This is a genomic window from Burkholderia sp. AU45251 (genome assembly GCF_030482905.1).
Taxonomy (GTDB): domain Bacteria; phylum Pseudomonadota; class Gammaproteobacteria; order Burkholderiales; family Burkholderiaceae; genus Burkholderia; species Burkholderia aenigmatica.
In genome coordinates this window covers 148,700-172,050 of the sequence record NZ_JAUJQH010000005.1, presented here as the reverse complement: position 1 = coordinate 172,050, position 23,351 = coordinate 148,700, and the positions used below count along the sequence as shown (strand labels likewise).

General features: G+C 68.7%; 21 protein-coding genes. 3 read left to right on the top strand and 18 right to left on the bottom strand.

Annotated elements, in window-relative coordinates; translation table 11 throughout:
- Positions 1-4: 4 nt before the first annotated feature.
- The 5 genes from QZM67_RS14215 to QZM67_RS14195 form a co-directional block, all read right to left on the bottom strand.
- Positions 5-991: a YkgJ family cysteine cluster protein gene (locus QZM67_RS14215; RefSeq protein ID WP_301804044.1), complete on the bottom strand. Its 987-nt coding sequence runs from the start codon at positions 989-991 to the stop codon at positions 5-7.
- Positions 985-1,794: a MetQ/NlpA family lipoprotein gene (locus QZM67_RS14210; RefSeq protein ID WP_301804040.1), complete on the bottom strand. Its 810-nt coding sequence runs from the start codon at positions 1,792-1,794 to the stop codon at positions 985-987. Before QZM67_RS14210 ends, QZM67_RS14215 begins: the two co-directional genes overlap by 7 nt.
- Complete coding sequence (locus QZM67_RS14205) at positions 1,791-2,840, bottom strand: formylglycine-generating enzyme family protein (protein WP_301804038.1); 1,050 nt, start codon at positions 2,838-2,840, stop codon at positions 1,791-1,793. Before QZM67_RS14205 ends, QZM67_RS14210 begins: the two co-directional genes overlap by 4 nt.
- A 16-nt stretch (positions 2,841-2,856) precedes the next feature.
- Positions 2,857-4,815, bottom strand: a complete 1,959-nt coding sequence (locus tag QZM67_RS14200; protein WP_301804037.1) for an arylsulfatase — start codon at positions 4,813-4,815, stop codon at positions 2,857-2,859.
- A gap of 214 nt (positions 4,816-5,029) precedes the next feature.
- Positions 5,030-5,749: an SDR family oxidoreductase gene (locus QZM67_RS14195; protein WP_301804035.1), complete on the bottom strand. Its 720-nt coding sequence runs from the start codon at positions 5,747-5,749 to the stop codon at positions 5,030-5,032.
- A gap of 146 nt (positions 5,750-5,895) precedes the next feature.
- Here QZM67_RS14195 and csgH point away from each other — a divergent pair, with 146 nt between their 5' ends.
- Positions 5,896-6,165, top strand: a complete 270-nt coding sequence (gene csgH / locus QZM67_RS14190) for a curli-like amyloid fiber formation chaperone CsgH (protein ID WP_175025664.1) — start codon at positions 5,896-5,898, stop codon at positions 6,163-6,165.
- Positions 6,166-6,239: 74 nt separating this feature from the next.
- Here the strand turns inward: csgH and QZM67_RS14185 are convergent, their stop codons facing one another.
- The 3 genes from QZM67_RS14185 to QZM67_RS14175 all read right to left on the bottom strand — a co-directional run bounded on the left by QZM67_RS14185 (position 6,240) and on the right by QZM67_RS14175 (position 9,801).
- Positions 6,240-7,547 carry an MFS transporter gene (locus QZM67_RS14185; RefSeq protein ID WP_301804031.1) on the bottom strand — a complete coding sequence of 436 codons (1,308 nt, stop codon included), beginning with the start codon at positions 7,545-7,547 and terminating at the stop codon, positions 6,240-6,242.
- Positions 7,548-7,738: 191 nt separating this feature from the next.
- On the bottom strand, positions 7,739-8,632 hold the full coding sequence (locus tag QZM67_RS14180; RefSeq protein ID WP_175025662.1) for a DMT family transporter: 894 nt from the start codon (positions 8,630-8,632) through the stop codon (positions 7,739-7,741).
- A 257-nt stretch (positions 8,633-8,889) separates the two neighbouring features.
- Positions 8,890-9,801 carry a LysR family transcriptional regulator gene (locus QZM67_RS14175; RefSeq protein ID WP_301804029.1) on the bottom strand — a complete coding sequence of 304 codons (912 nt, stop codon included), beginning with the start codon at positions 9,799-9,801 and terminating at the stop codon, positions 8,890-8,892.
- Positions 9,802-9,926: 125 nt separating this feature from the next.
- Between QZM67_RS14175 and QZM67_RS14170 the strand changes: the two genes are divergently transcribed.
- Positions 9,927-10,946 carry an NAD(P)-dependent alcohol dehydrogenase gene (locus QZM67_RS14170; protein WP_301804028.1) on the top strand — a complete coding sequence of 340 codons (1,020 nt, stop codon included), beginning with the start codon at positions 9,927-9,929 and terminating at the stop codon, positions 10,944-10,946.
- Between the two features lie 60 nt (positions 10,947-11,006).
- On the opposite strand, the gene QZM67_RS14165 is transcribed toward QZM67_RS14170, so the two are convergent.
- From QZM67_RS14165 to QZM67_RS14155, 3 genes are read right to left on the bottom strand one after another with little or no spacing between them, the layout of a single operon-like run.
- On the bottom strand, positions 11,007-12,191 hold the full coding sequence (locus QZM67_RS14165) for a porin (protein ID WP_301804026.1): 1,185 nt from the start codon (positions 12,189-12,191) through the stop codon (positions 11,007-11,009).
- 52 nt (positions 12,192-12,243) lie between these two features.
- Entirely contained in the window at positions 12,244-13,032 is a 789-nt protein-coding gene (locus QZM67_RS14160) for an ABC transporter substrate-binding protein (protein WP_089453677.1), read from the bottom strand.
- 50 nt (positions 13,033-13,082) lie between these two features.
- Complete coding sequence (locus tag QZM67_RS14155) at positions 13,083-14,204, bottom strand: M20 aminoacylase family protein (RefSeq protein ID WP_301804284.1); 1,122 nt, start codon at positions 14,202-14,204, stop codon at positions 13,083-13,085.
- Positions 14,205-14,388: 184 nt separating this feature from the next.
- Here QZM67_RS14155 and QZM67_RS14150 point away from each other — a divergent pair, with 184 nt between their 5' ends.
- Positions 14,389-15,348 carry a LysR substrate-binding domain-containing protein gene (locus tag QZM67_RS14150; protein WP_043178440.1) on the top strand — a complete coding sequence of 320 codons (960 nt, stop codon included), beginning with the start codon at positions 14,389-14,391 and terminating at the stop codon, positions 15,346-15,348.
- A gap of 42 nt (positions 15,349-15,390) precedes the next feature.
- Here QZM67_RS14150 and QZM67_RS14145 read toward each other — a convergent pair whose 3' ends face one another.
- The 7 genes from QZM67_RS14145 to QZM67_RS14115 form a co-directional block, all read right to left on the bottom strand.
- A complete protein-coding gene (locus QZM67_RS14145) occupies positions 15,391-17,439 on the bottom strand; it encodes a TonB-dependent receptor (protein WP_301804024.1) in 2,049 nt (682 codons plus the stop codon).
- Between the two features lie 478 nt (positions 17,440-17,917).
- Entirely contained in the window at positions 17,918-19,135 is a 1,218-nt protein-coding gene (locus tag QZM67_RS14140) for an MFS transporter (RefSeq protein ID WP_301804023.1), read from the bottom strand.
- Positions 19,132-20,208, bottom strand: a complete 1,077-nt coding sequence (locus QZM67_RS14135; protein WP_301804022.1) for an ABC transporter substrate-binding protein — start codon at positions 20,206-20,208, stop codon at positions 19,132-19,134. Before QZM67_RS14135 ends, QZM67_RS14140 begins: the two co-directional genes overlap by 4 nt.
- A gap of 34 nt (positions 20,209-20,242) precedes the next feature.
- A complete protein-coding gene (locus QZM67_RS14130; protein WP_009694203.1) occupies positions 20,243-20,653 on the bottom strand; it encodes a biopolymer transporter ExbD in 411 nt (136 codons plus the stop codon).
- On the bottom strand, positions 20,653-21,369 hold the full coding sequence (locus QZM67_RS14125) for a MotA/TolQ/ExbB proton channel family protein (protein WP_175025656.1): 717 nt from the start codon (positions 21,367-21,369) through the stop codon (positions 20,653-20,655). Before QZM67_RS14125 ends, QZM67_RS14130 begins: the two co-directional genes overlap by 1 nt.
- A gap of 41 nt (positions 21,370-21,410) precedes the next feature.
- Positions 21,411-22,232 carry an energy transducer TonB gene (locus QZM67_RS14120; protein WP_301804021.1) on the bottom strand — a complete coding sequence of 274 codons (822 nt, stop codon included), beginning with the start codon at positions 22,230-22,232 and terminating at the stop codon, positions 21,411-21,413.
- A gap of 33 nt (positions 22,233-22,265) precedes the next feature.
- Positions 22,266-23,312, bottom strand: coding sequence for an ABC transporter substrate-binding protein (locus QZM67_RS14115; RefSeq protein WP_175022296.1), 1,047 nt, complete (start codon positions 23,310-23,312; stop codon positions 22,266-22,268).
- Between the last annotated feature and the right edge of the window lie 39 nt (positions 23,313-23,351).

The window sequence follows — 23,351 nt, the reverse complement described above, 5'->3', positions numbered from 1 at the left end:
ATGGTTACGCAGCGAGCGTATCGAGGTCGGGACGGTCGGCGAGCCACGCGTCGATGCGTGGTGCGTCCTCACGCACGCCGGTCGCGAGCACCGGCGGCGCGACCAGTGCCTGCCGCGCACGTTCAAGCGCCTGCGCGAAGCCGCGCAGCTCGCGCGTCGCGGGCCGGTCGTCGGCATGTCGCCGCGCGAGTGCCGCTTCGATGTTCATACCGATCAACGCGAGTTGTGCATCGATGAACGCAATGCAGCGTGTGCGGCAATGCTCGGATACCGGTGCGACGGCCAGCAAGACAGGCACGATCGACACGGTCAGGTAGCCGCCGGGCGCCAGCCGCGACACGGCGTGCTGCACGTCCTGCCCGCCGCCGACCCACGACGCGAACACCGCATCGCGCCACACCGCGCGCTCGAACACGAGCGCTTCGCGATACGCGTCGAGCGCTGTGCGGTCCGCGACCTGTCCGGCCGTCACCAGCGGAATCGGGAATGACGATTCGACCGAAGCGTGCGCGCTCGCCGGTTCGACGATGCAGTTCGCGCCAAGCCATCCCGCATCGTCGCGCCGCGCGGCCGGTACACGGGACTGCAACCGGTCCGGCAGCATCGGATCGAGCGGCACCGCGCTGCAGATTGACGGCTTGTCCGCATGCACGCTGCAGCGGCCATCGTCGGCCAGCGCCGCGCACCGGCCGAGCGACGGATAGTCGTAGCCCTGCAGCGTCAACGCGATCCATTCGGCCCCCGCGCCACCGGTGCGATGAAACAACCGCTCCGCCAGCGCATCGGAAGCCGCGACATCTTCTGCATCGAGCGCGTGCTCGCGGCCGCCCGCACGCCAGCGCTCGCCAATCCGCCGCTTCGGTACGCGACGGATCGTCAGCGCGCCGACGAAGCGATGCCGATGGCGGAACAGTTCGCGCAACGACAGCGTCGGCGCGCTGTTGCAGCAGCGTCCGCATGCGTTGCACGCGAGCAGGTAGCTGTCTACCACGGCCGCCGCACCGAATCCTGGTAGCGCGTGAGGATGAAGCGCGCGACGTCGTCCGAATGATAGGCAGCGACGAGCCGCGTCACCCACGGTTTCGCGCGATCGGCATCGCGCACCGTCAGCACGTTCGCATACGGCGAGCGCGCATCCTCGATGCTGATGCTGTCGCGCGCGGGTTGCAGCCCGGCGCGCGCGGCATCGTCGCTGTCGATCGCGACGAACGCGGCCGTGTCGAGCGCCGCATAAAGGCGATCGCGGCGCAGTGCGACGAGCTTCAGCCCGAGCCGGTTGCCGGTCACGTCGCGCAACGTCGCGTGCAGGCCCGCCTGCTCGCGCAGCGTCACCAGCGTGTCGTTCTGCAGCAGCACGAGCGCACGCGCCATCCCGCGCGGATCGGCCGGAATCGCGACCGTCGCGCCGGGCTGCAGTTCGTTCAGGTTCTTCAGCTTGCGCGAATAGAGCGCCATCGGCAGCGTGACGGTCGGCGCGATGTCGGCCAGTGCGTAGCGTTTCTGCGCGCGTGTCGCGGCAAGCTGTTGCGCATCCTCGAAGCTGGCCGCGTCGATCCGGCCGTCGGCCAGCGCCGTGTCGATGCGCGACGCATCGTCGAATTCGACGACGTCGACACCCAACCCTCGCGACGCGGCGACCCGCTTCACTTCGCCCAGGATCTGCGCATGCACGCCGCGCGTCACGCCGACGCGCACGGCCGGAGCGACTGATTCGGCTGCAATCGTCGAGCCCGAATGCACGCCCCCGCACGCAACGATCAGCCACGCCCCCACGCAATGCCGGACGCGCTTCATGTTGCATCCCTCAGAATCGTGCGGAACCCGATATGCGACGCGCCGAGATCGGCTTCCTGCTGTTCGCGCGACGACGCGCGATAGCGCACGCAGTAGTCGCGCGAGCACAAGAACGAGCCGCCCTTGATGACCATCGGCGTATCGTGCCGGCGCGTCGGCGGCGCGACGGCCGCCGTGTCGCCGTTCGTATGCGACTGGTGCGGGCCCGTGTACGCGTCCTTCGTCCATTCCCATGCATTGCCGATCATGTCATAGAGCCGGAACCCGTTCGCCGCGTAGCAGCCGACGGGTGCGAGCCCCGCGTGACCGTCCTCGGCCGTATCGAGCACCGGGAACACGCCCTGCCAGTAGTTCGCGGCCGGCTTGCCCTGCGCGTCGCGCGGCGCGGCATCGAGCGACGCATCGTCGCGGCCGGCCTTGCCCGCGTATTCCCATTCGGCCTCGGTCGGCAGGTCGCGGCCGAGCCAGTGCGCATACGCGAGCGCATCACGCTGCGTGACGAGCGTGACCGGCAGGTTGCCGATCCCGTCGATGCCGCTGCCCGGCCCGCGAGGATGGCGCCACGACGCGCCCTTCACCCACGACCACCACGCAAGGTCGCGCGCGTTCATCTCGTCGCGCGTCGGCACGTGGAACACCGCCGCCCCGCCCTGCTGCTCGGCCTCGGACACGTAGCCGGTCGCCTGCACGAAAGCGGCGAACTGCGCGATCGTCACGTCGGTCTGGTCGATCCAGAACCCGCCGACACGCGTACGGCCGTCGCCGACCGGGCGCTCGTCCGCGTAGCCGCGTGTGCTGCCGAACACGAACGCGCCGCCGTGCAGGTGCACCATCCCGGCCTTCGCGTCGTCGCGCCACCCGGCCGGCAGTCCCGAGTAGCGCTCGCACTGCCGCTCCGAGCCGAGCGGCGCGAGCGCGCGGCCGCGATTCGCGTCGTCGAACGCATCGCCCGCCGGTGCGACAGGATTCGCATAGCCGGCCGCGAACGCGGCGGCGAACAGCGTGGCGGCCAGCGCCGCGCCGATCGTCCAGAACCGGAACTGCATCGTGTCGTCCCCGCGATCAGTAGTAGCCGCGCGGACGCAGCGGCTCGACACCGCCGACGTTGCTCATGTAGGTCTTCCACTGGTCGACGAGCGTGCTGATCACCGACGGGTTCTGCGCGGACACGTCGGTCGTCTCGCCGCGATCCGACGCGAGGTCGTACAGCTGCCAGTGACCGTCGGGCGGCCCGAGCGGCGGCTCGGTCCACAACGCCTTCCAGCGGCCGTCGGCGCTGCGCAGGTACGCGCGGCCGTACGCTTCGTCACCGAACGGCGTCGTATGCACCTCGCCCGTCGCGGAACCCATGAGCACCGGCAGCAGCGACTGGCCCGTCACCGGATACACGTAGCGGTTGTTGTAGATCACCTTGCCCTTGTTCTGGTCGACACCCGTCAGCGTGTTGACGAGCGGCGGCGCCGGCTGCGACGGCGGCGTGACGCCCGCGACCGCGAGGAAGGTCGCCGTGTTGTCGGTCACGTGCGTGAACGCGCGCAGCGTCGGCAACGACTGCGTCTGGCCCGGCAGGTGCACGATCGTCGGCGTCGATACGCCGCCTTCGGCTGAATAGCCCTTCGTGAGCCGGAACGGCGACGCGCTCACCTCGGCCCAGCGCAGCCCGTACTGCAGGCGCTGCGCGTTCTGCTTGCCGTTGTCGGTGCCAAGCGTCGAGTAGATCGGCTCCTGTCCGTTCGCGGTATCGGTCGCGGTCGGGTCGGCGCCGCCGTCGATCGGCCAGCCTTCCGCGCCGTTGTCCGACTGGAACATGATGAACGTGTTGTCGTATTCGCCGATGTCCTTCAGGTGCTGGATCAGGAGGCCGATGTTGTAGTCGAGGTTCTCGACCATCCCCGCATAGATCTCCATGTAGCGCGCCTGCGCCTTGCGCTCGGCCGGCGACAGGCTCGACCACAGCTTGTCGACCTTGCCCGGGCCATAATCGCTGTAGCCGTCCGCGGCCGAATGCACCGCGCTGACGTACTTCGCGCCGGCCGTGCCGTTGTTCGCGGTCGCGGGCGACGCGGCCGTCGTTTCCGGCAGACCGTCGAACGGCTTGAAGTCGGCGGGGATCAGGCCGAGCGCCTTCTGCCGCGCGATCCGCGCGTTGCGGATCGCGTCGTAGCCGGCGTCGTACACGCCCGCGTACTTGTGCAGCCACGGATTGGGCACCTGCAGCGGCCAGTGCGGCGACGTGTAGGCCGCGTACGCGAAGAACGGCTTGCCGTCGCGCTGGTTCGAGTCGATGTACGAGATCAGCTTCTGCGTATAGAAATCGGTCGAATAGAACACGGCCGGGCTGCCGCCCGCACCGCCCGGCTGTCCGGGCTGGCCAGGCTGCACGTAGCGACCGTCTTCGGTGTAGTTCGACGAGCCGGCCGGCTCGTGCGCGAAGTGATTGGTCGCCGCGCCGCCGAGCAGCACGTAGCTGCGCTCGAAACCCCACTGGTCGGGCGTCTGCCCGCTGCCCGTCGCGCTGCCGACGATTCCCGAGCCGATGTGCCACTTGCCCGCGATGTACGTGTGGTAGCCGGCGTCCTTCAGTAGTTGTGCGAACGACAGTGCGCGATCGTTCAGGTAGCCCTCGTAGCCGGGCAGCCCGCGCCGTTCGTCGGTCGGCACGCCCATCGTGCCTTCGCCGACGAGATGGTGGTCGGTGCCGGACACCAGCATCGCACGCGTGATCGCGCAGACGGTGCCCGTGTGATGGTTCGACAGGATGCGGCCCGACGCGACGAGCGCGTCGAGGTTCGGCGTGTTGATCTCGCCGCCGAATGCATGGATGTCGGAATAGCCGAGATCGTCGGCCATGATGTACAGGATGTTCGGGCGTTTCTGAGCCAGCGGCGGCGTGGTGCTGGCCGGTGACGACGGCGGATCGCTGTCGACGCCGCCGCACGATGCGAGCGACAGCGCACCGGCAATCGCGGCGCAGACGACACGGAAACGAAAAGCATGCAACGGCGAAGCGGACTTTTTCATTGCTCTGGAACGCTCGATCTACAGGATCGGCGATCTTAGCGTCGCGCGCGCGGCGCCCAAAGTCGGATTCGTCACATGCTATCGGGGTGGCGGAATATGCGCGCAGGCCGCATGCGCGCCATCAGCGCACGCGTATGCGCGCGCCCGGATTGCGTGTCGAAGCCGGCCGCTGCCGAGCCTCGCGTCTACCGAGCCGAATGCTTCAACCGCTGCTTCAACTACGCCCGCCGAGACTGCCGCCGCCATCCACGGCCAGCACCTGCCCCGTGACGAAGCCGGCTTCGTCCGACAGGAAAAACGCGATCGCGGCCGCCACGTCGTCGGGCGTGCCGAGCCGGCGCGCGGGAATCGTCGCGAGCACCTTGCGCTCGGCTTCGCTGCCGACGGGCCGCGTCTGCCGGAACAGTTCCGTCTCGATCGGCCCCGGCGCCACCGCGTTGACGGTCACGCCATGCTCGGCCAATTCGAGCGCCCACGTGCGCGTGCAGCCGACGAGCGCACTCTTCGCGGCGGAATACGCAGTGCGATCGAGACTGCCGAAGATCGCGCGACTGCACACGTTGACGATGCGTCCGTAGCCGCGCGCCTTCATCGCATCCGCAAAGTGCTGCGTGACCTGGATCGCAGCCCGCACGTTGAGATCGAACACCGCCTGCAGCGACTGGAAGTCGATCTGCCCGAGCGGCTGCGGCAACGCGATGCCGGCGTTGTTCACGATGCCGTCGACTTGATACTGCTCGCCGATGCGCGCAAGGGTTGCCGCGGTCCGCTCGACGTCGGCGAGATCGCACGCGAGCAATTCGCCGGGAAAGCCGATGTCCTGCGTGTGACGCGCGAGGCCGATGACGCGATGGCCGCGCCGTGCAAGCAATGCGCTGACCGCAAAGCCGATGCCGCGCGATGCGCCGGTGACGAGATACGTGCGAGATGACATGAGTGCTCCCGAAGTCCGTTCACATGAATGGCGTGGAAGCGCGTTTCCGGGGGCGGAAGCCCGGAACCTGCGCTTTCGCTGGACGATTCTACGTGCGTAACGGGAATGACGTCGTGTCGCTACGGGTGCGGCTGTAGCAACACGGTATGTTCGCTCCGCTTCCGCATCGCCAGTCGTTTCCAACGCCGGTCGACGTGTCGTTCAGCCTGCGCATCACGAAAACTGGCGGCACGGGCTCGGCATCGCTAACGCGCGCCGGCGAATCGCGGCTCGCCGGCGGCGAGGATCGGCCGCTCGCGACGCTGCGGCTGAGCGTCGACTCGAGCGATATCTGCAACGCGACGCTGGTGCTGCACGTCAACGGCGAGCAAGCGGAGTATTCGGTGGACCGTAATCCGGACCGGGGGGCGAATTGAATCGGCGCGTCACAGCACTTGCCAGGCACGCGCCCGCCGCGTGACGCATCCGGCATCGGCGCACGCGGCGGTGGTCAGCCCACCCGCCCCGCCGCCACCTGCATCGCACGCCGCGACGCGACCCGCAATCCGAGCACGCCGCCGGCCAGCAGCGCGACCGCGACCAGCAGCAGCGCGAGGTCGTACGATTGCGTGACGTCCTTGATCCGCCCCATCACCGGCGGCAACGCGAGCCCCGCGATGTTCGCGACCGCGTTGATCAGCGCGATCGACGCGGCGGCCGTGAGACCCGACACGTATTCGGTCGTCACGGCCCAGAACACGGGCGTCGCGGCCCAGTTGAAGCCGACCGCGAGCACGAGCAGCGCATACGCGACGGGCAGCGTCGGCGTATAGATCGCCGCAATCAGCAACGCGCCGGCCAGCAGCATCGGCACGCCGAGATGCAACGCGCGTTCGCCGCCGAGATCCGAACGCCGGCCGTTCACGTACATCGCGACGCACGCGAACAGGAACGGCAGCGCGGACAGGCTGCCGACCGCGAAACTCGATTGTCCCGACAGGCTCTTCACGAGCAGCGGCAGGAACAGCGTGAGGCCGATCGTGCCGAACGCCTGCAGCAGCCAGAACGCGGCGAGCGCCCACACCTTGCCGTCGCCGAACGCACGCCGCAGCGCGACGCCGTGCGACAGGTGCTCGCGCGGCGCGGTGTCGCGCAGCGTCGCTTCGAGCCACGCGCGTTCGTCGGCCGGCAGCCAGCGCGCATGGGCGGGCGTGTCGGGCAGGCGGCGCAGCACGACGAATCCGAGCAGCAGCGCGGGCACGCCTTCGAGCAGGAACAGCCAGCGCCAGCCCTCGATGCCGAGCACGCCGTTCAGGTTCAGCAGCGCGCCGGACAGCGGCAGCCCGATCACCGACGCGAGCGTCGCGCCGATATAGAAGAACGACATCGCGCGTGCACGGTCGCTCGGCGGATACCACGCGGACAGGTAGTAGATGATGCCCGGCGTGAACCCCGCTTCCGCCGCGCCGAGCAGCAGGCGCATCGCATAGAGTTGCCCCGGCGTATGGACGGTGCTCATCGCGGCTGCGACGATGCCCCACGTGATCATGATCCGCGCGATCCAGCGGCGTGCGCCGACGCGCGCGAGGAACAGGTTGCTCGGCACCTCGAACAGGATGTAGGTCACGTAGAACAGCCCCGCGCCCAACCCGTACATCCCGGCGCTCAACCCGAGGTCGGCGTTCATCTGCAGCGCCGCGACCGAGATGTTCGAGCGGTCGATATACGCGACGAGATACAGCAGCATCAGGAACGGAATCAGGCGCAGGTTCAGGCGCCGCATCGTCGCGGCGTGCAACTGCGGGGCGGCAGCGGTCATCGGTGTGTCTCCTGGTTCGTCTCGCCCGTCTCGCGGGACGGTACGGTCGCCGCGCGCACGGCGGCGGCGTCGCGCCGCGTGAAGCGCGGCGTCATCCAGGCCAGTCTAGGAGCCGTGTGAATTTCGCGTCAATGACCGGGACGTCGTCTCGATATGTGAGATGCGCGCGGCGAGTTGCGTCCCGCGTGCGTTCAGTAGCGCATCACGAGAAACAGCCCTGCGGCCGCGAGCGCCATGCCCGGCCATGCGAGCGCGCCGATCGTCTCGCCGAGCGCCACCAGCGCGATCAGCGCGGTCGCGGGCGGAATCAGGAAGAACAGCGCCGACACGCGCGACGCCTCGCCATAGCGCACCATCGCGAGCAGCAGCGAGATCGCGATCAGCGAGTTGCAGATGACGAGGTACGCGAGCGAACCGGCGAGCCCGGCGGTCCATTGCACGTGCATCGGTTCGAGCGCGAACGCGAGCGGTGCCGTGACCGCGAGGCCGACTGCGTACTGCACGAGGTTCGCGGTGACCGGATGGACGTCGGTGCCGAAGCGTTTTTCCCACAGCGTGCCGCCGGTGATGCACGCGAGCGCGAACAGCGCGAACGCGAGCGCCCACGGCGACGCGACGTCGACCGACGAACGCGCGAGAATCACCAGCACCGCGCCCGCGGCGCCGAGCGCGAGGCCGATCCAGCGCAACACGCCAACGCGCTCGCCGGCAATCATCGGCGCGAGCAATCCGACGAGAATCGGCTGTTGCGACGTGACGAGCGCGACGGCGCCGGCCGACATGCCGAGCTTGAGGCTCAGGTACGTGAACGCGAAATAACCGGCCTGCAGCAACAGGCCGACCACGACAAGATCGCGCCATGCGCGCCTCGTGCGCGGCAACGCGGGGCGCAGCCAAAGGAACGGGCCGGCGAGCAGCGCGACGACGCACGCATAGCGCAGTGCGAGGAACGTGAGCGGATCGGCATAGCGCAAGCCGAGCTTCAGGAACACGAAGCCGCTTGCCCACAGGAGCAGGAACAGCGCGGGTGCGATGCGCAACCAGCCCGGTTGCCGTGCGGCCTTCGGGGTATCGATCGTCGTCATGCGCGCTCGCGTCGGGTGGCCGGAGGGAAGTCTGCCCCGCTCGCGCCGGGGCCGCGTGCGGGCCCGCGCATCACCGGCGGGCCGGATGACAGGCGAGCCTCGGTACGGTCACTGCCGTGCCGATGACGATGACAACCTGCGGTTCCCGCTTCATGACGACGTGCCCCCCGGATATTCGGCTGCGACGATCATACGCCGCGCCAGCCGATCATGCGTCGTGGGGATGTCGCGATCGCCACGGCTCGACGCGTCACGCCTCAATCGTCCGACGCCAGCATGCGCGGTATCTCGTCGACGAGCGCATCGATGACGACGCGCACCTTCGACGGCACCTGGCGCGATGCCGGCCGCACCGCGGACACCTCGGCACCCGACACGCTGTTGCTGTCCATCACGAGCGCGAGGCGGCCGTCGCGCAGGTAAGGCGCCATCAGCCAGCACGGCAGCCACGCGAGGCCCGCGCCGGCGGCGGCGGCATCGGCGATCGCCTGCAGATCGTCGAGCCGCAGGCGGCCGGCCGGGCGATGGTCGTGCACCGCGCCGTCCGCGCCGACGACCCGCCACGGCGTCGCTTGCCCGCCGCGCGAATACGCGATGCCGACGTGCGACGCGAGTGCGTCGAGCCCCGCCGGTCGGCCATGACGTTCGAGATACGTGGGCGACGCGCAGATGCCCATGCGCTGCACGCCGAGCTTCCGGCCGACCAGCGCGCTCGTATCGGCCAGCTCGCCGATGCGCACCGCGATGTCGAAGCCGTCGTTGACCAGATCGGCCACGCGATCGCTGAACGACACGTCGATTTCGAGCCGCGGATGGCGCTCCACGAGGCGCCGCATGACGGGCGCCACGCATTGCCGCCCGAACAGCACGGGCACGCTGACGCGCAACCGCCCCGCCGGCTCGCGCTGCCCCGCGTCGAGCGCGGCCTCCGTCTCGCCGAGTTCGGCCAGCAGCCGCCGGCACTGCTCGTAATAGACGAGCCCTTCGTCGGTCAGGCCGAGCTGGCGCGTCGTGCGCTGCAGGAGCCGGGCGCCGAGACGGCGTTCGAGCCGCGCGACGACCTTCGCGACGGCCGAGCGCGTCACGCCGAGCCGCAGCGCCGCCGCCGCAAAGCTGCCTGACTCCACCACGTCGACAAATTCGGCCACGCCTCTCAGCCGCTCATCCATGCGATTACGCTCCATTGGGTCACAGGTTTGTGTCCGTACAGGCGACAGTCATCGGCCGATTTATCGCCAATGCGTCCCCGTGCGCAACACTATGATAGTCCGCTCTATCTCGAAAAGGAGCCGACATGAACGCATGGCAACTGAAACCGAGCGACGGCGTGGCCGGGCTTCGGCGCATCGACGCGCCGCGCCGCGCGGTCGGGCCGACCGACGTCGTCGTGAAGATCCACTCGGCCGGACTGAACTATCGCGACCTGATGTTCGCGCGCGGCGACTATCTCGGCATCGGCACGGACGCGCTGATTCCGGTTGCCGACGGCGCCGGCGAAGTCATCGAAACCGGCCGCGACGTCACGCGCTTCAAGCCGGGCGATCGCGTGATCAACACGTACTTTCCGCACTGGCTCGACGGGCCGCCGACGCCGCAGAAAGTCTCCGGGTCGCCCGGCGCGCAATTCGACGGCGTGCTGGCCGAACATTTCGTGTCGGACGAAGCCGCGCTGGTCGCGATTCCCGCGCATCTGAACTACGACGAGGCGGCGACGCTGTCGTGCGCGGGCATCACCGCCTGGAACGCGCTGTTCGAAGACGGCGGCCTGGGGCCTGGCGCCACCGTGGTGCTGCTCGGCACGGGCGGCGTGTCGATCGTCGCGCTGCAGCTCGCGCATGCGGCGGGGCTGCGCACGATCGTCACGTCGTCGAGCGATGCGAAGCTCGAACGCGCCCGCGCACTTGGTGCGGACGCAACGATCAACTATCGCGCGACGCCCGAATGGCAGCACGAAGTGCTGGGGCTCACCGGCGGCGCAGGGGCGGATCTGGTCGTTGAAGTCGGCGGCAAGGATACGCTGCCGCGCTCGGTCGCCGCGACGAAGATGGGCGGCATCGTATCGGTGATCGGCGGCCTCAGCAGTTTCGGCGGCCCCGAACTCGGGCTGCTGTCGCTGATCGGCGGGATCCGGCAGCTGCACGGCATCATGGTCGGCAGCCGCACGATGCTCGACGACGTCGTGCGGCTCGTCGACGCAAAGCAGATCAAGCCGGTGGTCGATCGCGTGTTCGGCTTCGACGAAGCGCCGCAGGCGTATGCGTACCTGCAGTCGGGGCAGCACTTCGGCAAGGTGGTGATTCGCGTCGCGCAGTAAGCGCGTCGAGGCGACGGGCCGTTTGGCCCGCCGCCTCAACGCCTCTTCCGCATCGCCCCGTCAGAACTTGTGACGAATCCCCGCGTGAACCATCAGCTGCTTCGACGTCGACGACAAGTCCGCCGCACCGGGAATATAGGCCTGGTCGAGCGACGAGCCCGTCGCATCGCCCGCAACCCGCTGATACGCGCCCATCAGGTACACGTCCGTGCGCTTCGACAGGTTGTAGTCGGCCATCAGCCCGAGCGAATGGATCTTCGGCTTCGCGCTGCCCGTCGTCGCGTCGTAGCGCACCGTCGTGTACACGTACTGCGCACCGACGAACAGCGATGGCGTGAACTGGTATTTGCCGTTCACCTCGAAGTTCTGGTACTTGATCGACGACACCGTGCCGCCCGCGAGCGGGCCGGTCACCGGCTCGATCGTTTCGTCGCCGAACAGGTAGCCGACATTCGCGGTCGGCCGCGTGACGTTGCCGTTCGTGTACGCGAACCCGAGTGTCGCGGGTCCCGCCGTGTAGTTGATGCCCGCACCGAAGATCCGCAGCCGCGCCGACGCGAAGTTCGCATCGGCGCCGACCGATCCCGACCCCGCGATCGCGCCGCCCGACGTCGCACCCGGGTTGTCCGCATTCAGGAAGGCCGCGCCGACGAGCAGCCCGCCCTGCTCATATTGCGCGCCGATGCTCCACTGCCGGTTGTTCGCGAAGCCCGTGTCGTTGCTGAAGCTGTACGTGCCGCCGAACGAGAAGCCGGCGAAATCCGGGCTCGCGTACTTGACCGTGTTGTTCACGCGGAATGTGTTACCGGTGTTGTCGTTGTCGAGCGGATGCGAGAACGGGTAGACGCCCCAACTGCCGTTCGCGGTCGTCGGCGCGAGATAGTCGACCACCGCATCGTATTGCCGGCCGAGCGTCAACGTGCCGAAACGCGCGCTGCCGAGGCCGACGTAGGCCTGCCGCCCGAACATGCGGCCGCCCTGTGCAAGCGTGCCGCTGTTCACGTTGAAGCCGTTCTCGATCTGGAACAGCGCGCTGTAGCCGCCGCCCAGATCCTCGGTGCCCTTCAGCCCCCAGCGGCTGCCTTGCGCGAAACCGCTCGCCATCTGCCACGCGCTGTGGCCGCCGACGTTGTTCGTGTAGTCGATGCCTGCATCGACGAGGCCGTACAGCGTGACACTGCCCTGCGCGAACGCGGGCGCTGCACACAGCGCCGGAATCGCGACGAATAACGATCTCCAGTTCATTCGTTTTCCTTATTGATATTTTCGTGACTGCCCGCTTGGCGGGCATCGCAGCTTACTTCGCGCCGTAGATGTCGAAGTCGAAGTACTTCTTGTTGATGCGCTGGTACGTGCCGTTCGCGAGGATCGTCGCGAGCGCGCGGTTGAAGGCGTCGCGCAGGTCGTTGTCCTGCTTGCGCAGCCCGAGCCCGTCGCCCTGTCCGAAATACTTCACGTCGTCGATCGCCGCACCGACGAACGCGAAATCCTTGCCCTGCGGTTTCTTCAGGAAGCCGTCGCTGGCTGCGATCGATGCCTGGAACGCGGCGTCGAGCCGGCCCGTCACGAGATCTGCATAGACCTGATCCTGGTTCTGGTACGACACGATCTGCACGCCGGCCGGCTGCCAGTTCGCGACCGCGTAGTCCGCCTGCGCGGAGCCCTGCTCGACACCCACGCGCTTGCCCTTCAGCGCGTCGGCCGTCGGCAGCAGCGGCGAACCCTTGCGCGCGATGAGGCGCGCCGGCGCATTCGAGATCCGGTTCGTGAAGGCGATCTGCTGCTGCCGCTTCGGCGTGATCGTCATCGACGACGCGATCACGTCGAATTTGCGTGCGAGCAGCCCCGGAATCATCCCGTCGAAACTCGACTCGACCCACACGCAGCGCGCATGCAGCTCCGCGCACAACGCATTCGTGATGTCGATTCCGAAGCCCGTCAGCGTGCCGTCGGGCAGCTTGTATTCGAGCGGCGGGTAAGTCGGATCGACCGCGAGGCGGATCTCCTTGCCCGCCCAGTCGCCCGCGTGCGCCGCGCTTGCCGCCAGCGCCATCGCGAGCACTGCCATCCGTTTCCATTGCTTCATTGCCAGTCTCCTTCCTTGTGTGAATCGTCAGTCAAAATCGTGCAGGCCCGTCACGCGAGGTAGCGTTCCGCCAGCGCAATCCAGTAGCTCGCGCCCGTGGCGAGGCACGCGTCGTTGAAGTCGTAGCCGGGGTGGTGCAGCCCGCATCCCGCGGCGCCGTCGCCGTTGCCGATCGACAGATAGCTGCCGGGGCACGCGTTCAGCATGAACGCGAAGTCCTCACTGGCCGCGATCGGCCGCAGATGCGGGATCAGCGCGCCATCGCCGCCCCATTCTCGGGCGACGTCGCGCGCAAACGCGGTTTCCGCCGCGTGATTGACGAGCACCGGGTACGCGTGCCGATAGTCGATCTCGGCCGTCGCGCCATAGCTCGCGGCTTGCCCGTGCACGATCTCGCGAATGCGCCGTTCGAGCAGCGCGCGTACGTCCGGCGACAGCGCACGCACGCTGAGTGCGAGTTCCGCATGCGGCGGGATCACGTTCGATGCGGTGCCCGCATGGATCGAGCCGGCCGTCACGATCGCCAGCTCCTGCGGATTCACGTTGCGCGACACGACGGTCTGCAGCGCCATCACGATCGACGCGCAGACGACCACCGGATCGATCGTCGTATGCGGCGCCGCGCCATGCCCGCCGCGCCCGATCACGCGCACGCGCACCTCGTCGGCCGATGCCATCGCCGGGCCGTCGCAGAAACCGAGCACGCCAGCCGGCAAGCCCGGCACGTTGTGCATCGCGTACACCGCATCGCACGGAAACTGCTCGAACAGCCCGTCGTCGATCATCCGCTTCGCACCGCCGAGCCCTTCCTCGGCCGGCTGGAAAATCAGGTTCAGCGTGCCCGTGAAGCGGCCGCGCTCGGCCACGCAGCGCGCCGCCGCGAGCAGCATCGCCGTATGGCCGTCGTGACCGCATGCGTGCATCACGCCGTCGCACCGGCTCGCATGCGGCAGTCCGGTCGTCTCGCGGATCGGCAGCGCGTCCATGTCCGCGCGCAGCCCGAGCCGTTTCCCGGCGCCGCGCGTCAATGTGCCGACCACGCCCGTGCCGCCGAGCCCGCGCGTCACCCGATAACCCCACGTTGTCAGGCAGCCGGCCACGAGGTCGCTCGTCGCATGTTCCTCGAAGCCGAGCTCCGGATGCGCGTGCAGCCGGCGGCGCAGCGCGATCATTTCCGTCTCGATGGCCGCCATTTCCGGCAGGATAGGTTTGTGGTCCAACCCCGATTCTCCTCGATGCATTCCGGTTGCCGATCGCCCGAATGACCGATCGTGACCGCATCGTAGGCAGCGAAAATCCCGGCGAACAGCCGCGGTTTCGTTATGATGACAACCTTTCGTTGTCGGGTATCGCACCATGAGCACGATCAAGCTGCATCAGCTGCAGGCGCTCGTCGCGAGCGCGGAGGCCGGGAGTATTCGCGGCGCGGCGCGCACCCTCGGGCTGTCGCAGGCGGCCGTCACGCGCGCGCTGCGCGAACTGGAGGCCAGCGAACGCCTGCCGCTACTGGTCCGCGCACCGGAGGGGATCGGCTTCACCGACTACGGCAAGACGCTGCTCACGCATGCGAAGCTCGTGCTGAAGCAGCTCGAACACGCGCAGAGCGATCTCGAACGCATGCGTGGCCGCGTCGAAGGCCGGCTGAGCATCGGCGTGACACCGTGGCTCACGATGACCTTCCTCGCGGAAACGGTGCTGCGCTTTCGCGAGCAGATGCCCGACGTGCGTCTCGAACTCTACGAAGCGCTGATGGCCGTCGCGCAGCCGCTGTTGCGCGACGGCAGCATGGACTTCGCGCTCGGGCACGTGCAACCCGGCGGCACGCAGGAATTCGCGTTCGAGCCGATGCTGCGCTACGAAACCGCGGTGATGGTTCGCGCCGGCCATCCGCGCGAGCACGCGCGGTCGATCCACGACCTGGTCGAGAACGACTGGGTGCTGAATTTCGCCGCCGACGGGCAGGCCGCGCTCGTCGACTACCTGTTCACCCGCCATGGTGCCGAAATCGACGAACGGCGCATCGTGCGCGCGCAGTCGGTGGCGATGCTGCAGACGATGCTCGAACAGGCCGACATGTGCACCTGGTGCCCGACGATCCTCGCGGCCGTGCCGCCGTTCGGCGAACGGATGCGCGCGTTGCAGCTGAAGGAAACCTTCGAGCCGCGCGACCTCGGGATCGTCACGCGGCGCAGCAGCACGCTGAGCGACGCCGCGCGCTGCTTCATCGACTGCCTGCTGCACGTGATCCGCCGCCATGCGCGATCGGCACGCAAGGCGGATCTCGCGCTGTTCAGGACACTGTCGCTGCTGATCTGACGCGCGGCAAACGCGGCTCGCCACCGCGTCGCCTGCCGCCCGTCAGATCTTTGCGGTCAGCGTGATCCCGACCGTGCGCGGATCGCCGTACAGCGCCGGATACGCGCCATACGACGGCAGCAGCTCGAGCTTCTTGTAGACCTTGTTGGTCAGGTTCGTCACGTAGCCCGTCACGATGTACTTCTGGTTCGGCGTCGTGTAGGACACGTGCGCGTTCAGCACCGTGTAGCCGCCCTGCCAGAGCTGCGGCATCGTCTGCCGCGTCGCGCTGAAGTATTCGCGGCTGCGGTAATTCACGTCGCCGCCGGCCGTCAGCGTGCCAAACGACACCGGCACGCGATAGTCGAAGCCGGCGTTGAGCGTCGTATGCGGCGCGCGCGCGAACGAGTTGCCGACGGCGGTCGGCACGTTGCGGAACTCCGTGTAGCGCGTGTTCAGCATCCCGAGGTTCGCGAACAGGTAGAGGCTGTTGACCGGCTGCGCCTTCAGCTCCAGCTCGAAGCCATCCGCGCGCCCCTGCCCCGCATTCGACAGCGTCGATACCGGCGGGCCGCCGAACGGGTTCGGCGCGAGCGCGAACACCTGGATGTCGTGATAGTCGTAGTGGAACACGCTCGCGTTGACGATCAGCCGCTTGTCGAACCATTCGCTCTTGATGCCGGCCTCGTAATCGGTCAGGTACTCGGGCGATACGGTCGACACCGTGCTCTGCGTATATGCGTTGCCGTTGTAGCCGCCCGACCGGAAGCCGCGCGCATAGCGGAAATACGCACGCACGTTGCTGCTGAGCGCGTATTCGGGCGTGAGATCCCAGGTCGGCGCGCGCCACGTGTTCGTCTGGTTCTGCCTTGCGCTGACCGCCAGCGGCGACGACACCGACGACGGCTCCCACCAGCTGCCCGGATTGCTGAACGTGACGTTGCCGGTGTCCTGCAGCCCGGTCAGGTTGATGTTCTTGCGCTCGATCGTGTAACGCAGCCCGCCCGTCACGTTGAAGCGGTCGGTGAACCGGTACTTCACGCTGCCGAAGATCGCCGCGCTCTGCGTATGCTGCGTGAGGTCGGTCAGGTGGTAGAACGCGGGCGACGGCGAGCCCGGCAGGCCGCCGCCGGCGCCCTGCTCGGCCAGTTGCTCGGTGAACAGGTGGGTGCCGACAAGCCAGCTCAGCCGGTCGCTCTGCGGCGATTCGAGCCGGAATTCCTGCGAGAACTGGCGGCTCGACAAGCGATCGTGCGAGCGTGCGGCGTCGAACGCGGAATAGTCCTCGTCGTCCTGGTACCAGCGGTGCAGCCCTTCGAACGCGGTGATCGACGTCAGCGTCACCGCCGGGTTGATGCGCCAGTGCGCGGTGAGCGACGTGCCCCAGGTCGAAATGTGATCGCTCGACGGCGCGTTGAGCGACACCGTGTACGGATCGCTCGACCCGACGAAGCCGAACTGGTTAGCGCCGCCCGGCCCCGCACCCTGCGCATGCCATGCGTTGCCGCCACCCGTGTAGTTGCGGCCGTGGATGTTGAACAGGAAGTCGGTATCCGACGTCGGTACGGCCAGCACCTGGAAGCGCACCGCGTTGTCGTGGAAGCCGCCGAAGCGCCCTTGCTGCACGGTGTTCGTGTAGAAGCTGTCGGCGTTCTCGTGATACACCGACACGCGTGCGGCCAGCACGTCGTTCTTGCCGATCGGCCCGCCGATCGCGGCTTCCGCGAGCCGGCTGTTGTACTGGCCGAGCCCGATCTTGCCGTAGCCGCTCACATCGAAGGTCGGCTTCTGCGACGTGATGCTGAGCGCGCCGCCGACCGTATTCTTGCCCCACAGCGTGCCCTGCGGGCCGCGCAGCACTTCGATGTGATCGAGATCGAACAGCGGGAAGCCCTGCCCGAATACGCTGTTGATGTAGACGTCGTCGAAGTACACGCCGACCGGGCTCAGCGACAGGTCCGACGGATCGTTGCTGCCGACGCCGCGCAGGAACCAGCGCGGCCGCTCGCGGCCCTCGGTCGATTGTCCGGTAAAGTTCGGCACGTACTTCGTCACGTCGTTGATCACGCGCAGCTCGTTGTTCTTGATCGCGTCGCCGCTCAGCGCGCTCACCGCGACCGGCACGTCCTGGATGCGCTCCCTTGCGCCGGCGCGCGGTCACCGTCACCGTGCCGAGGTTCGTTTCGCGCGCGGCCGTGCCGCGCGTCGCGCGGGCCGCCTTCGGTGCGGCCACGGCGGCATCCGCCGTGCCCTGTTGTTCCGGCTTCGCGTCCGGTGCCGCCGTTACCGCGCCCTCTTCCGCCCATGCGGGCAACGATACGGCCCCGCCCGTCAGCAGTCCCCCCAGCGCGGTGACGATTAGTTTTTTCCTGAACATCGATGAGTCATCCTGTTTGATCGGTTGAACGCACGTGCGTGCGCGACGCACGGGGTACCTATTGCAATTCGGATGCCAGCATCGAGAAACCCGTCGCACGGGGCTTCCGGCGCGCGTGCGGTGCAGGTGTTGCTGCATGCGCATCTGTGAAGGGAAGCAAACTGCTTGTCACGCAACACCGCGCGGATCACGCCATACCCGGTCAGACGGTCGTCAGGAGAGCTTTGCAGTCACGCGCTGCGATGCATCGCGCCGCCCATGTGCGATGCGCAACGCGAACGCAACCAGCACGACGACGGGCAGCCAGCACAGAAACACGGCCTGCAACCCGACAACCGGCACGAGCGCGCTGCCGGCCAGCGGGCCGCAGAACGCGCCCGTCATCGACGCGAGGTTGTAGAGGCTCGACACCTGGCTCTTGTCGGCCGGGTGCCGGCCGAGACGCTGCATGTTGACGAGATGCAGCAGCGATGAGCCGGCGCACAGCGCGGCGAGCCCGGCGGCGACGATCCATGCGTCATGCGCGAGACCCAGCGCGAGCAACCCGGCCACGCCGCCGGCAAGACTGAGCGCCTGGCAACGGCGCGCCGTCATCCGCTGCGCGACATGCCCCAGCCCGAACAGCGCGATCACCGCGACGACACCCTGCAGCGTCAGCAGCGCGACGGCTTTCGTCTGGGACAGCCCGAGCAACTGGATCGCGAGCACCACCGTGTATGCGCCGGCCAGCGAACGCGTCGCACTGTTCACGGCCTCCAGCACGAGCTGCTCGCGCACGTCGTGGCTCCACGCGAGTGTCAGCAAAGCGCGCAGGCCACCGGTTTCCGGTTGCCCACCGCGCGGCGCAGGCTCCGCGTCGCCGAGCAGCGTCCGGCTGAACAGCGCCATGCCCGCGAAGCTCGCCGACGCCGCGCAGAACGTTGCGACCACGCCATGCGCGCCGATCAGCCCGCTCGCGAGCCACGGCCCGACCATGCCGGTTCCGACCGACATCGCCGCGCGGTACCAGCCGGCACGTGCGAGGCCGATCTGCGCGAGACGCGCGAGAAACACGCCGTTGATCGACACGATCCGGAACGGGATGCACAGCCCGATCAACACTTGCGTGAGCGCAATCAGCGGCCATGCGCCGGCAAACGGCACGACGAGATTGAGCAGCATCGGCCCCATGCTCGCGACGAAGTACACGCGCCGTGCGCCGTAGCGCGCGACGAGCAGCCCGGCCGGCAGCGTCATCAACGCGATGCCGAGCGGCTCCATCGCGGCGATGATGCCGAGCCGCGCGCTGTCGACCCCAAGTGCGAGCGCGTACAGCGTCGTCGCGAGCTGCGCCATGCTGATCGTCGTGCCGCTCGCGAGCGCCAGCAGCATGAAGCCGCCAGTGAAGCGCTCGCGCCGCCAGGCGTCGGCGACGCGTGGCGGCGCGCTCACCGCGCGGCGTCGCGAGACCGCGTCGCGATGCCGTCGAGCGCGCGCCGGTCGATCCATGCGCGCACGTCGAAGTCGGCAGGCAGGAACTGCCATTCGACGAGGAAACGCTTGAAATCGTCGAGTGCGGCGATCGACGCTTCGTCGAGATCCGTGCGCAGCCGCCGATGGACGTCCGCGCCGTAGGCGAGCCGCAGCCAGTCATGGCCCGATCCCGTCTCGCGGCCGAGATAGCCGAGCACTTCCTGCTCGTGCTCGCGCGCCCAGCCGTCGACCTCGGTCACGCGCGCGAGGAAGCGGCTGACGATGTCGGGATGGCTGTCGAGCGTCGACGCATTGACGGTCAGCGGCCGCGGTGACCCATTGTTGATGCGGATCTGCGGATCGGGATGAAAGCCGATGTCGACGACCGGCTGCGCACCGATCAGGTACGCGGTTTCGAGCCCGAGCGAACCTTTCACGTAGATCGCGTCGACCTCGCCGCGCACGAGCGCGGCCGCTTCGGCCGCATAGAGCCGCCGGCTGGACAGGCTCGCGGGATGGGTGAATGCCGCGTCGCGCGTGAGCGGCGTCGATACGGGGGCGCGCAGGTTCGACGCGGGCACGTCGACCCATTCGACTTCGGCGGGGCCGAGCCCGTCGACCGACAGCGCGCTGATGAAGCCGCGCAGCGCCGCCGCGCGGAAGATGTCGATGCGCTCGCCGTCGCGACGCGGCAGGCCGATGCGGCGCCCGCGCAAATCCTTCGGCCGCTTCAGGCCGCGTTCCGGCAGCGCGACGATCGCTTGCGCCTCGTCGATCCAGGTCAGCGCGACCACCCGCGTGTCGGCGCCGGCCGCGCGCGCCCATAGCGCCGGAATGCTGCCGCCCTGCCGGAATGCGTTGTCGAGGGAATGATCGACGTGCGCGTGATGCAGCGTCGCGTGCCGGCTTTCCTGCAGCGCGCGCACGGTGATGCCGTCGCCGGCGAATTCGCTGTCGAGCCAGCCGAGATGGGCGGCGATGCCGAGCGGCGTCGGCACCGGACAGCGTGTGTACCAGATCGACTGGACGTTGTGTGAGGCCGTGATGCTCATGGATGCGTTCGGAAGAGGAGTCGTAAGCCGCGCATCAGCCGCGCGGCGCGGTGAGCACCGATAGCCGCGTGATGCCCGCATGCTCGATCGCGGCCATCAGCTTCGCGACGGTGCCGTACGGCACGTGCTCGTCGGCCTGCAGGTCGAGCGCGACATCGGGCCGGCCGGCCTTCAGCGCGGCCAGCTCGGCCGGCACCGCTGCCAGGGCGACCGCGCGCTTGTCGAGATACACGACGCCCTTGTCGTCGACGCTCACGGTAACGTTCGGCTTGCGATCGGCCGGCGCCGTGGCAACGGTGTTCGGCAGATTCACGTGGACCGCGTTGTTGAGCAGCGGCGCCGTGACGATGAACGCGACGAGCAGCACGAGCATCACGTCGACGAGCGGCGTGATGTTGATTTCACTGAGCACGTCGTCGTTGTCGGAGGAAGAGGAGAAAGCCATTATGCGAACGCCTCCTGACGGGTGTCGTCGGCACGGCGTGCCGGTGCGGGCGCCGCGGTGGCGGCCGGCACGCGGAAGCCGGCCTTTTGTGCGAGCGTGACGAAATCGGTGGCGAATGCATCGAGGTCGGCCGACGCGGCCTTCACGCGGCGCACGAAGAAGTTGTACCCGAGCACGGCCGGCACGGCGACCGCGATGCCGATCCCGGTCGCGACCAGCGCCTCGCCGATCGGCCCGGCGACGACGTCGATGCTCGCCGACGCGCTGTGCGCGATCGCGGTCAGCGCGTGGATGATGCCGAACACGGTGCCGAACAGGCCGACGAACGGCGCGGTGCTGCCGATCGACGCGAGCACCGCCAGCCCCGCCTCCTCGCGCCGGCGCGCGTTGTGGATCTGCTGGCGCAGATGGCGTTCGAGCAGGTCGTGACGGCTCCAGCTGTGTTCGAGATCGTGTGCGCTGCTCTCGTCGGCGCGCCGCAGCGCGTCGAAGCCCGTCGCGGCGAGTTCACCCACCGGGCTGTTCGCGCTGTCGAGCGAGGCGGCCTCGTGAAAGCTGTTCGCGGCCCAGAACGCGCTCGTGTAGCGCCGGTTGCGCGCGCTCGCCCGCAGGCTCTGGATCGCCTTCACGACGATCAGCGTCCACGTGACGACGGAGAAGACGACGAGCAGCCAGAGCGCGCCCTGGACGATGAAGGTGGTCGGGATACCGTTCATGATGTGAGTTCCTTGGAAAATGTGACGGGCCGCCCGGCGGGTCAGCCCAGCTTGAAATCGATCGGCACGTTGACCCAGCCGTCGACCGCTTCGTCGCCGCGCTTCGCGGGCACGAACGTCCAGCGCTTCACCGCGGCCACCGCCGCGTTGTCGAGCATGCGGCGGCCGCTGCTCGTGCGGACGTCGACGGAATCGGGCGTGCCGTTCGCCAGCACGTGCACGCGCAGCACGACGCGCCCTTCCCAGCCCTGGTCCTGCGCGAACGCCGGATAGTCGGGCGCCGGGTTGCGCAGGTAGGCCGCGTCGCCGATCGGTGCGGTTTCGCGCACGGGTGCGGCCGGCGCAGCCGGCGCGGGAGCCGGCGCGGCTGGCGCGGCGGCGGCCGGTGCCACCGTCGCGGGTGCCGCCTCGCGGGTGACTTGCGGCGTGGCAGCCGGCGCAGGCACCGGCGCTGGATGTGCGATGGCCGCACGCGGCTTCGGCGGGGTCGGCGCCTGCTTCAGCGGCTTCGGCGGCACCACCGGTGGCGGCGGATGCGCGGCCTGCGGCAACGGTTCGGGCGGCCGCGTCAGTTCGACCGTCATCGGCACCGGCCGCGGCGGCTGCACGGGCGGTGCGGCAGGCGCGCGCGCGGCCAGCAGCGCGACGCCCGCGTGCAGCGCCGTGACCGCCAGCGCAATCGCCCCCGTGACGCGCCACGCGCCCGGCTTCGCCTTCGGCGCATCCGGCCGTGCCGAAGGTGAAGCGGACGGCGGACGCGCCACCGCCCTGCCCGCCACCCCGCCCGCACCCGCACGCGGCGCCGCGCGCGCCGCATGCCGGCGCGCCGGGGGCACCCCGTATTCGATCGTCAGACCTGTCATGCTCGACTCCTTGCAGTGACGCGCCGCGGCGCGCTACGCGACCCACGCATGGCGTTGCCGGTCGATCCGCGTGAACGGCGCCGGGTCGATCCATGCGCGCGCATCGAAATCCTGTTCGAGGAAGCCCCACTCGACGAGGAAGTCCTTGAACGCGACCAGCCCGTCGATCGACGTCTGCGCGAGCCCCGTCTCCAGATGGCGGTGCACATCCGCACCGTACGCATAGCGCACCCATTCGTCGGACGCGCGCGTTTCGCGGCCGATATAGGCGACCGTCTCCGCCGGATGGCGCGCGGCCCAGTCGCCGGCCCCCACCACGACCGACAGGAAACGGCTGACGAGATCGGGGCGCGCGTCGATCAGTGCGCGGTCGACGGTCAGCGTGCGCGGCGTGCCGTTGCCGATCCGCACAAGCGGATCGGGGTGCGCACCGAGATCGATGACGACCTGCGCGTCGATCAGATGCACGGTTTCGAGCCCCTCGACGCCTTTCACGAACACCGCGTCGACCTCGCCGCGCATGAGCGCCGCGATCTCGAGCCCGTACTCGTGCGGGCCGCGCGTGAACGAAGCGGGCCCGGTGCGGCGCTCGCGCTGGTCGGGCAGGTCAACCCATTCGGCGTCGCCGTGCCCGAGCCCTTCCAGTTCGAGCGCGCTCAGGAAGCCTTTCAGCGCGGCCGCGCGCCAGAAGTCGATGCTGATCGGATGGCGCGGCAACCCGAGCCGCCGGCCGCGCAGGTCGCGCACGGTGCGGATGCCGCGATCGGGCAACGTGACGATCGCCTGGAATTCGTTGGTCCACGACAGGCCGATCACGCGCGTATCGGCGCCGCGCGCCCGCGCCCACAGCGCCGGAATGTTGCCGCCCTGCCGGAACGAGTGCGGCATGCTGTGATCGAAGTGCGATTCACGCTTGCCGGCGTCGGCCGTCTCCTGCAGCGAATGCAGCGCGATGCCGTCCGGCCCGAACTCCTCTTCGAACCAGCCGCGGTGCACGGCGATGCCGAGCGCGGTCGGCACCGGGCAGCGCGTGTACCAGAGTGCGTCGCAGGCCGTGGCCTGCGCAGCGAGTGTCGTCATGGTGAATGTCCTTGTCGATGTCGTTGGATTGCGCGGGAT

Coding starts and splice junctions, on each gene's coding strand:
- QZM67_RS14120 (WP_301804021.1), bottom strand. CDS start 22,232: ATGACAGGTCTGACGATCGAATACGGGGTGCCCCCGGCGCGCCGGCAT.
- QZM67_RS14115 (WP_175022296.1), bottom strand. CDS start 23,312: ATGACGACACTCGCTGCGCAGGCCACGGCCTGCGACGCACTCTGGTAC.
- QZM67_RS14125 (WP_175025656.1), bottom strand. CDS start 21,369: ATGAACGGTATCCCGACCACCTTCATCGTCCAGGGCGCGCTCTGGCTG.
- QZM67_RS14205 (WP_301804038.1), bottom strand. CDS start 2,840: ATGCAGTTCCGGTTCTGGACGATCGGCGCGGCGCTGGCCGCCACGCTG.
- QZM67_RS14160 (WP_089453677.1), bottom strand. CDS start 13,032: ATGAAGCAATGGAAACGGATGGCAGTGCTCGCGATGGCGCTGGCGGCA.
- QZM67_RS14130 (WP_009694203.1), bottom strand. CDS start 20,653: ATGGCTTTCTCCTCTTCCTCCGACAACGACGACGTGCTCAGTGAAATC.
- QZM67_RS14185 (WP_301804031.1), bottom strand. CDS start 7,547: ATGACCGCTGCCGCCCCGCAGTTGCACGCCGCGACGATGCGGCGCCTG.
- QZM67_RS14200 (WP_301804037.1), bottom strand. CDS start 4,815: ATGAAAAAGTCCGCTTCGCCGTTGCATGCTTTTCGTTTCCGTGTCGTC.
- QZM67_RS14175 (WP_301804029.1), bottom strand. CDS start 9,801: ATGGATGAGCGGCTGAGAGGCGTGGCCGAATTTGTCGACGTGGTGGAG.
- QZM67_RS14135 (WP_301804022.1), bottom strand. CDS start 20,208: ATGAGCATCACGGCCTCACACAACGTCCAGTCGATCTGGTACACACGC.
- csgH (WP_175025664.1), top strand. CDS start 5,896: ATGTTCGCTCCGCTTCCGCATCGCCAGTCGTTTCCAACGCCGGTCGAC.
- QZM67_RS14195 (WP_301804035.1), bottom strand. CDS start 5,749: ATGTCATCTCGCACGTATCTCGTCACCGGCGCATCGCGCGGCATCGGC.
- QZM67_RS14210 (WP_301804040.1), bottom strand. CDS start 1,794: ATGAAGCGCGTCCGGCATTGCGTGGGGGCGTGGCTGATCGTTGCGTGC.
- QZM67_RS14165 (WP_301804026.1), bottom strand. CDS start 12,191: ATGAACTGGAGATCGTTATTCGTCGCGATTCCGGCGCTGTGTGCAGCG.
- QZM67_RS14155 (WP_301804284.1), bottom strand. CDS start 14,204: ATGATCGCGCTGCGCCGCCGGCTGCACGCGCATCCGGAGCTCGGCTTC.
- QZM67_RS14170 (WP_301804028.1), top strand. CDS start 9,927: ATGAACGCATGGCAACTGAAACCGAGCGACGGCGTGGCCGGGCTTCGG.
- QZM67_RS14180 (WP_175025662.1), bottom strand. CDS start 8,632: ATGACGACGATCGATACCCCGAAGGCCGCACGGCAACCGGGCTGGTTG.
- QZM67_RS14150 (WP_043178440.1), top strand. CDS start 14,389: ATGAGCACGATCAAGCTGCATCAGCTGCAGGCGCTCGTCGCGAGCGCG.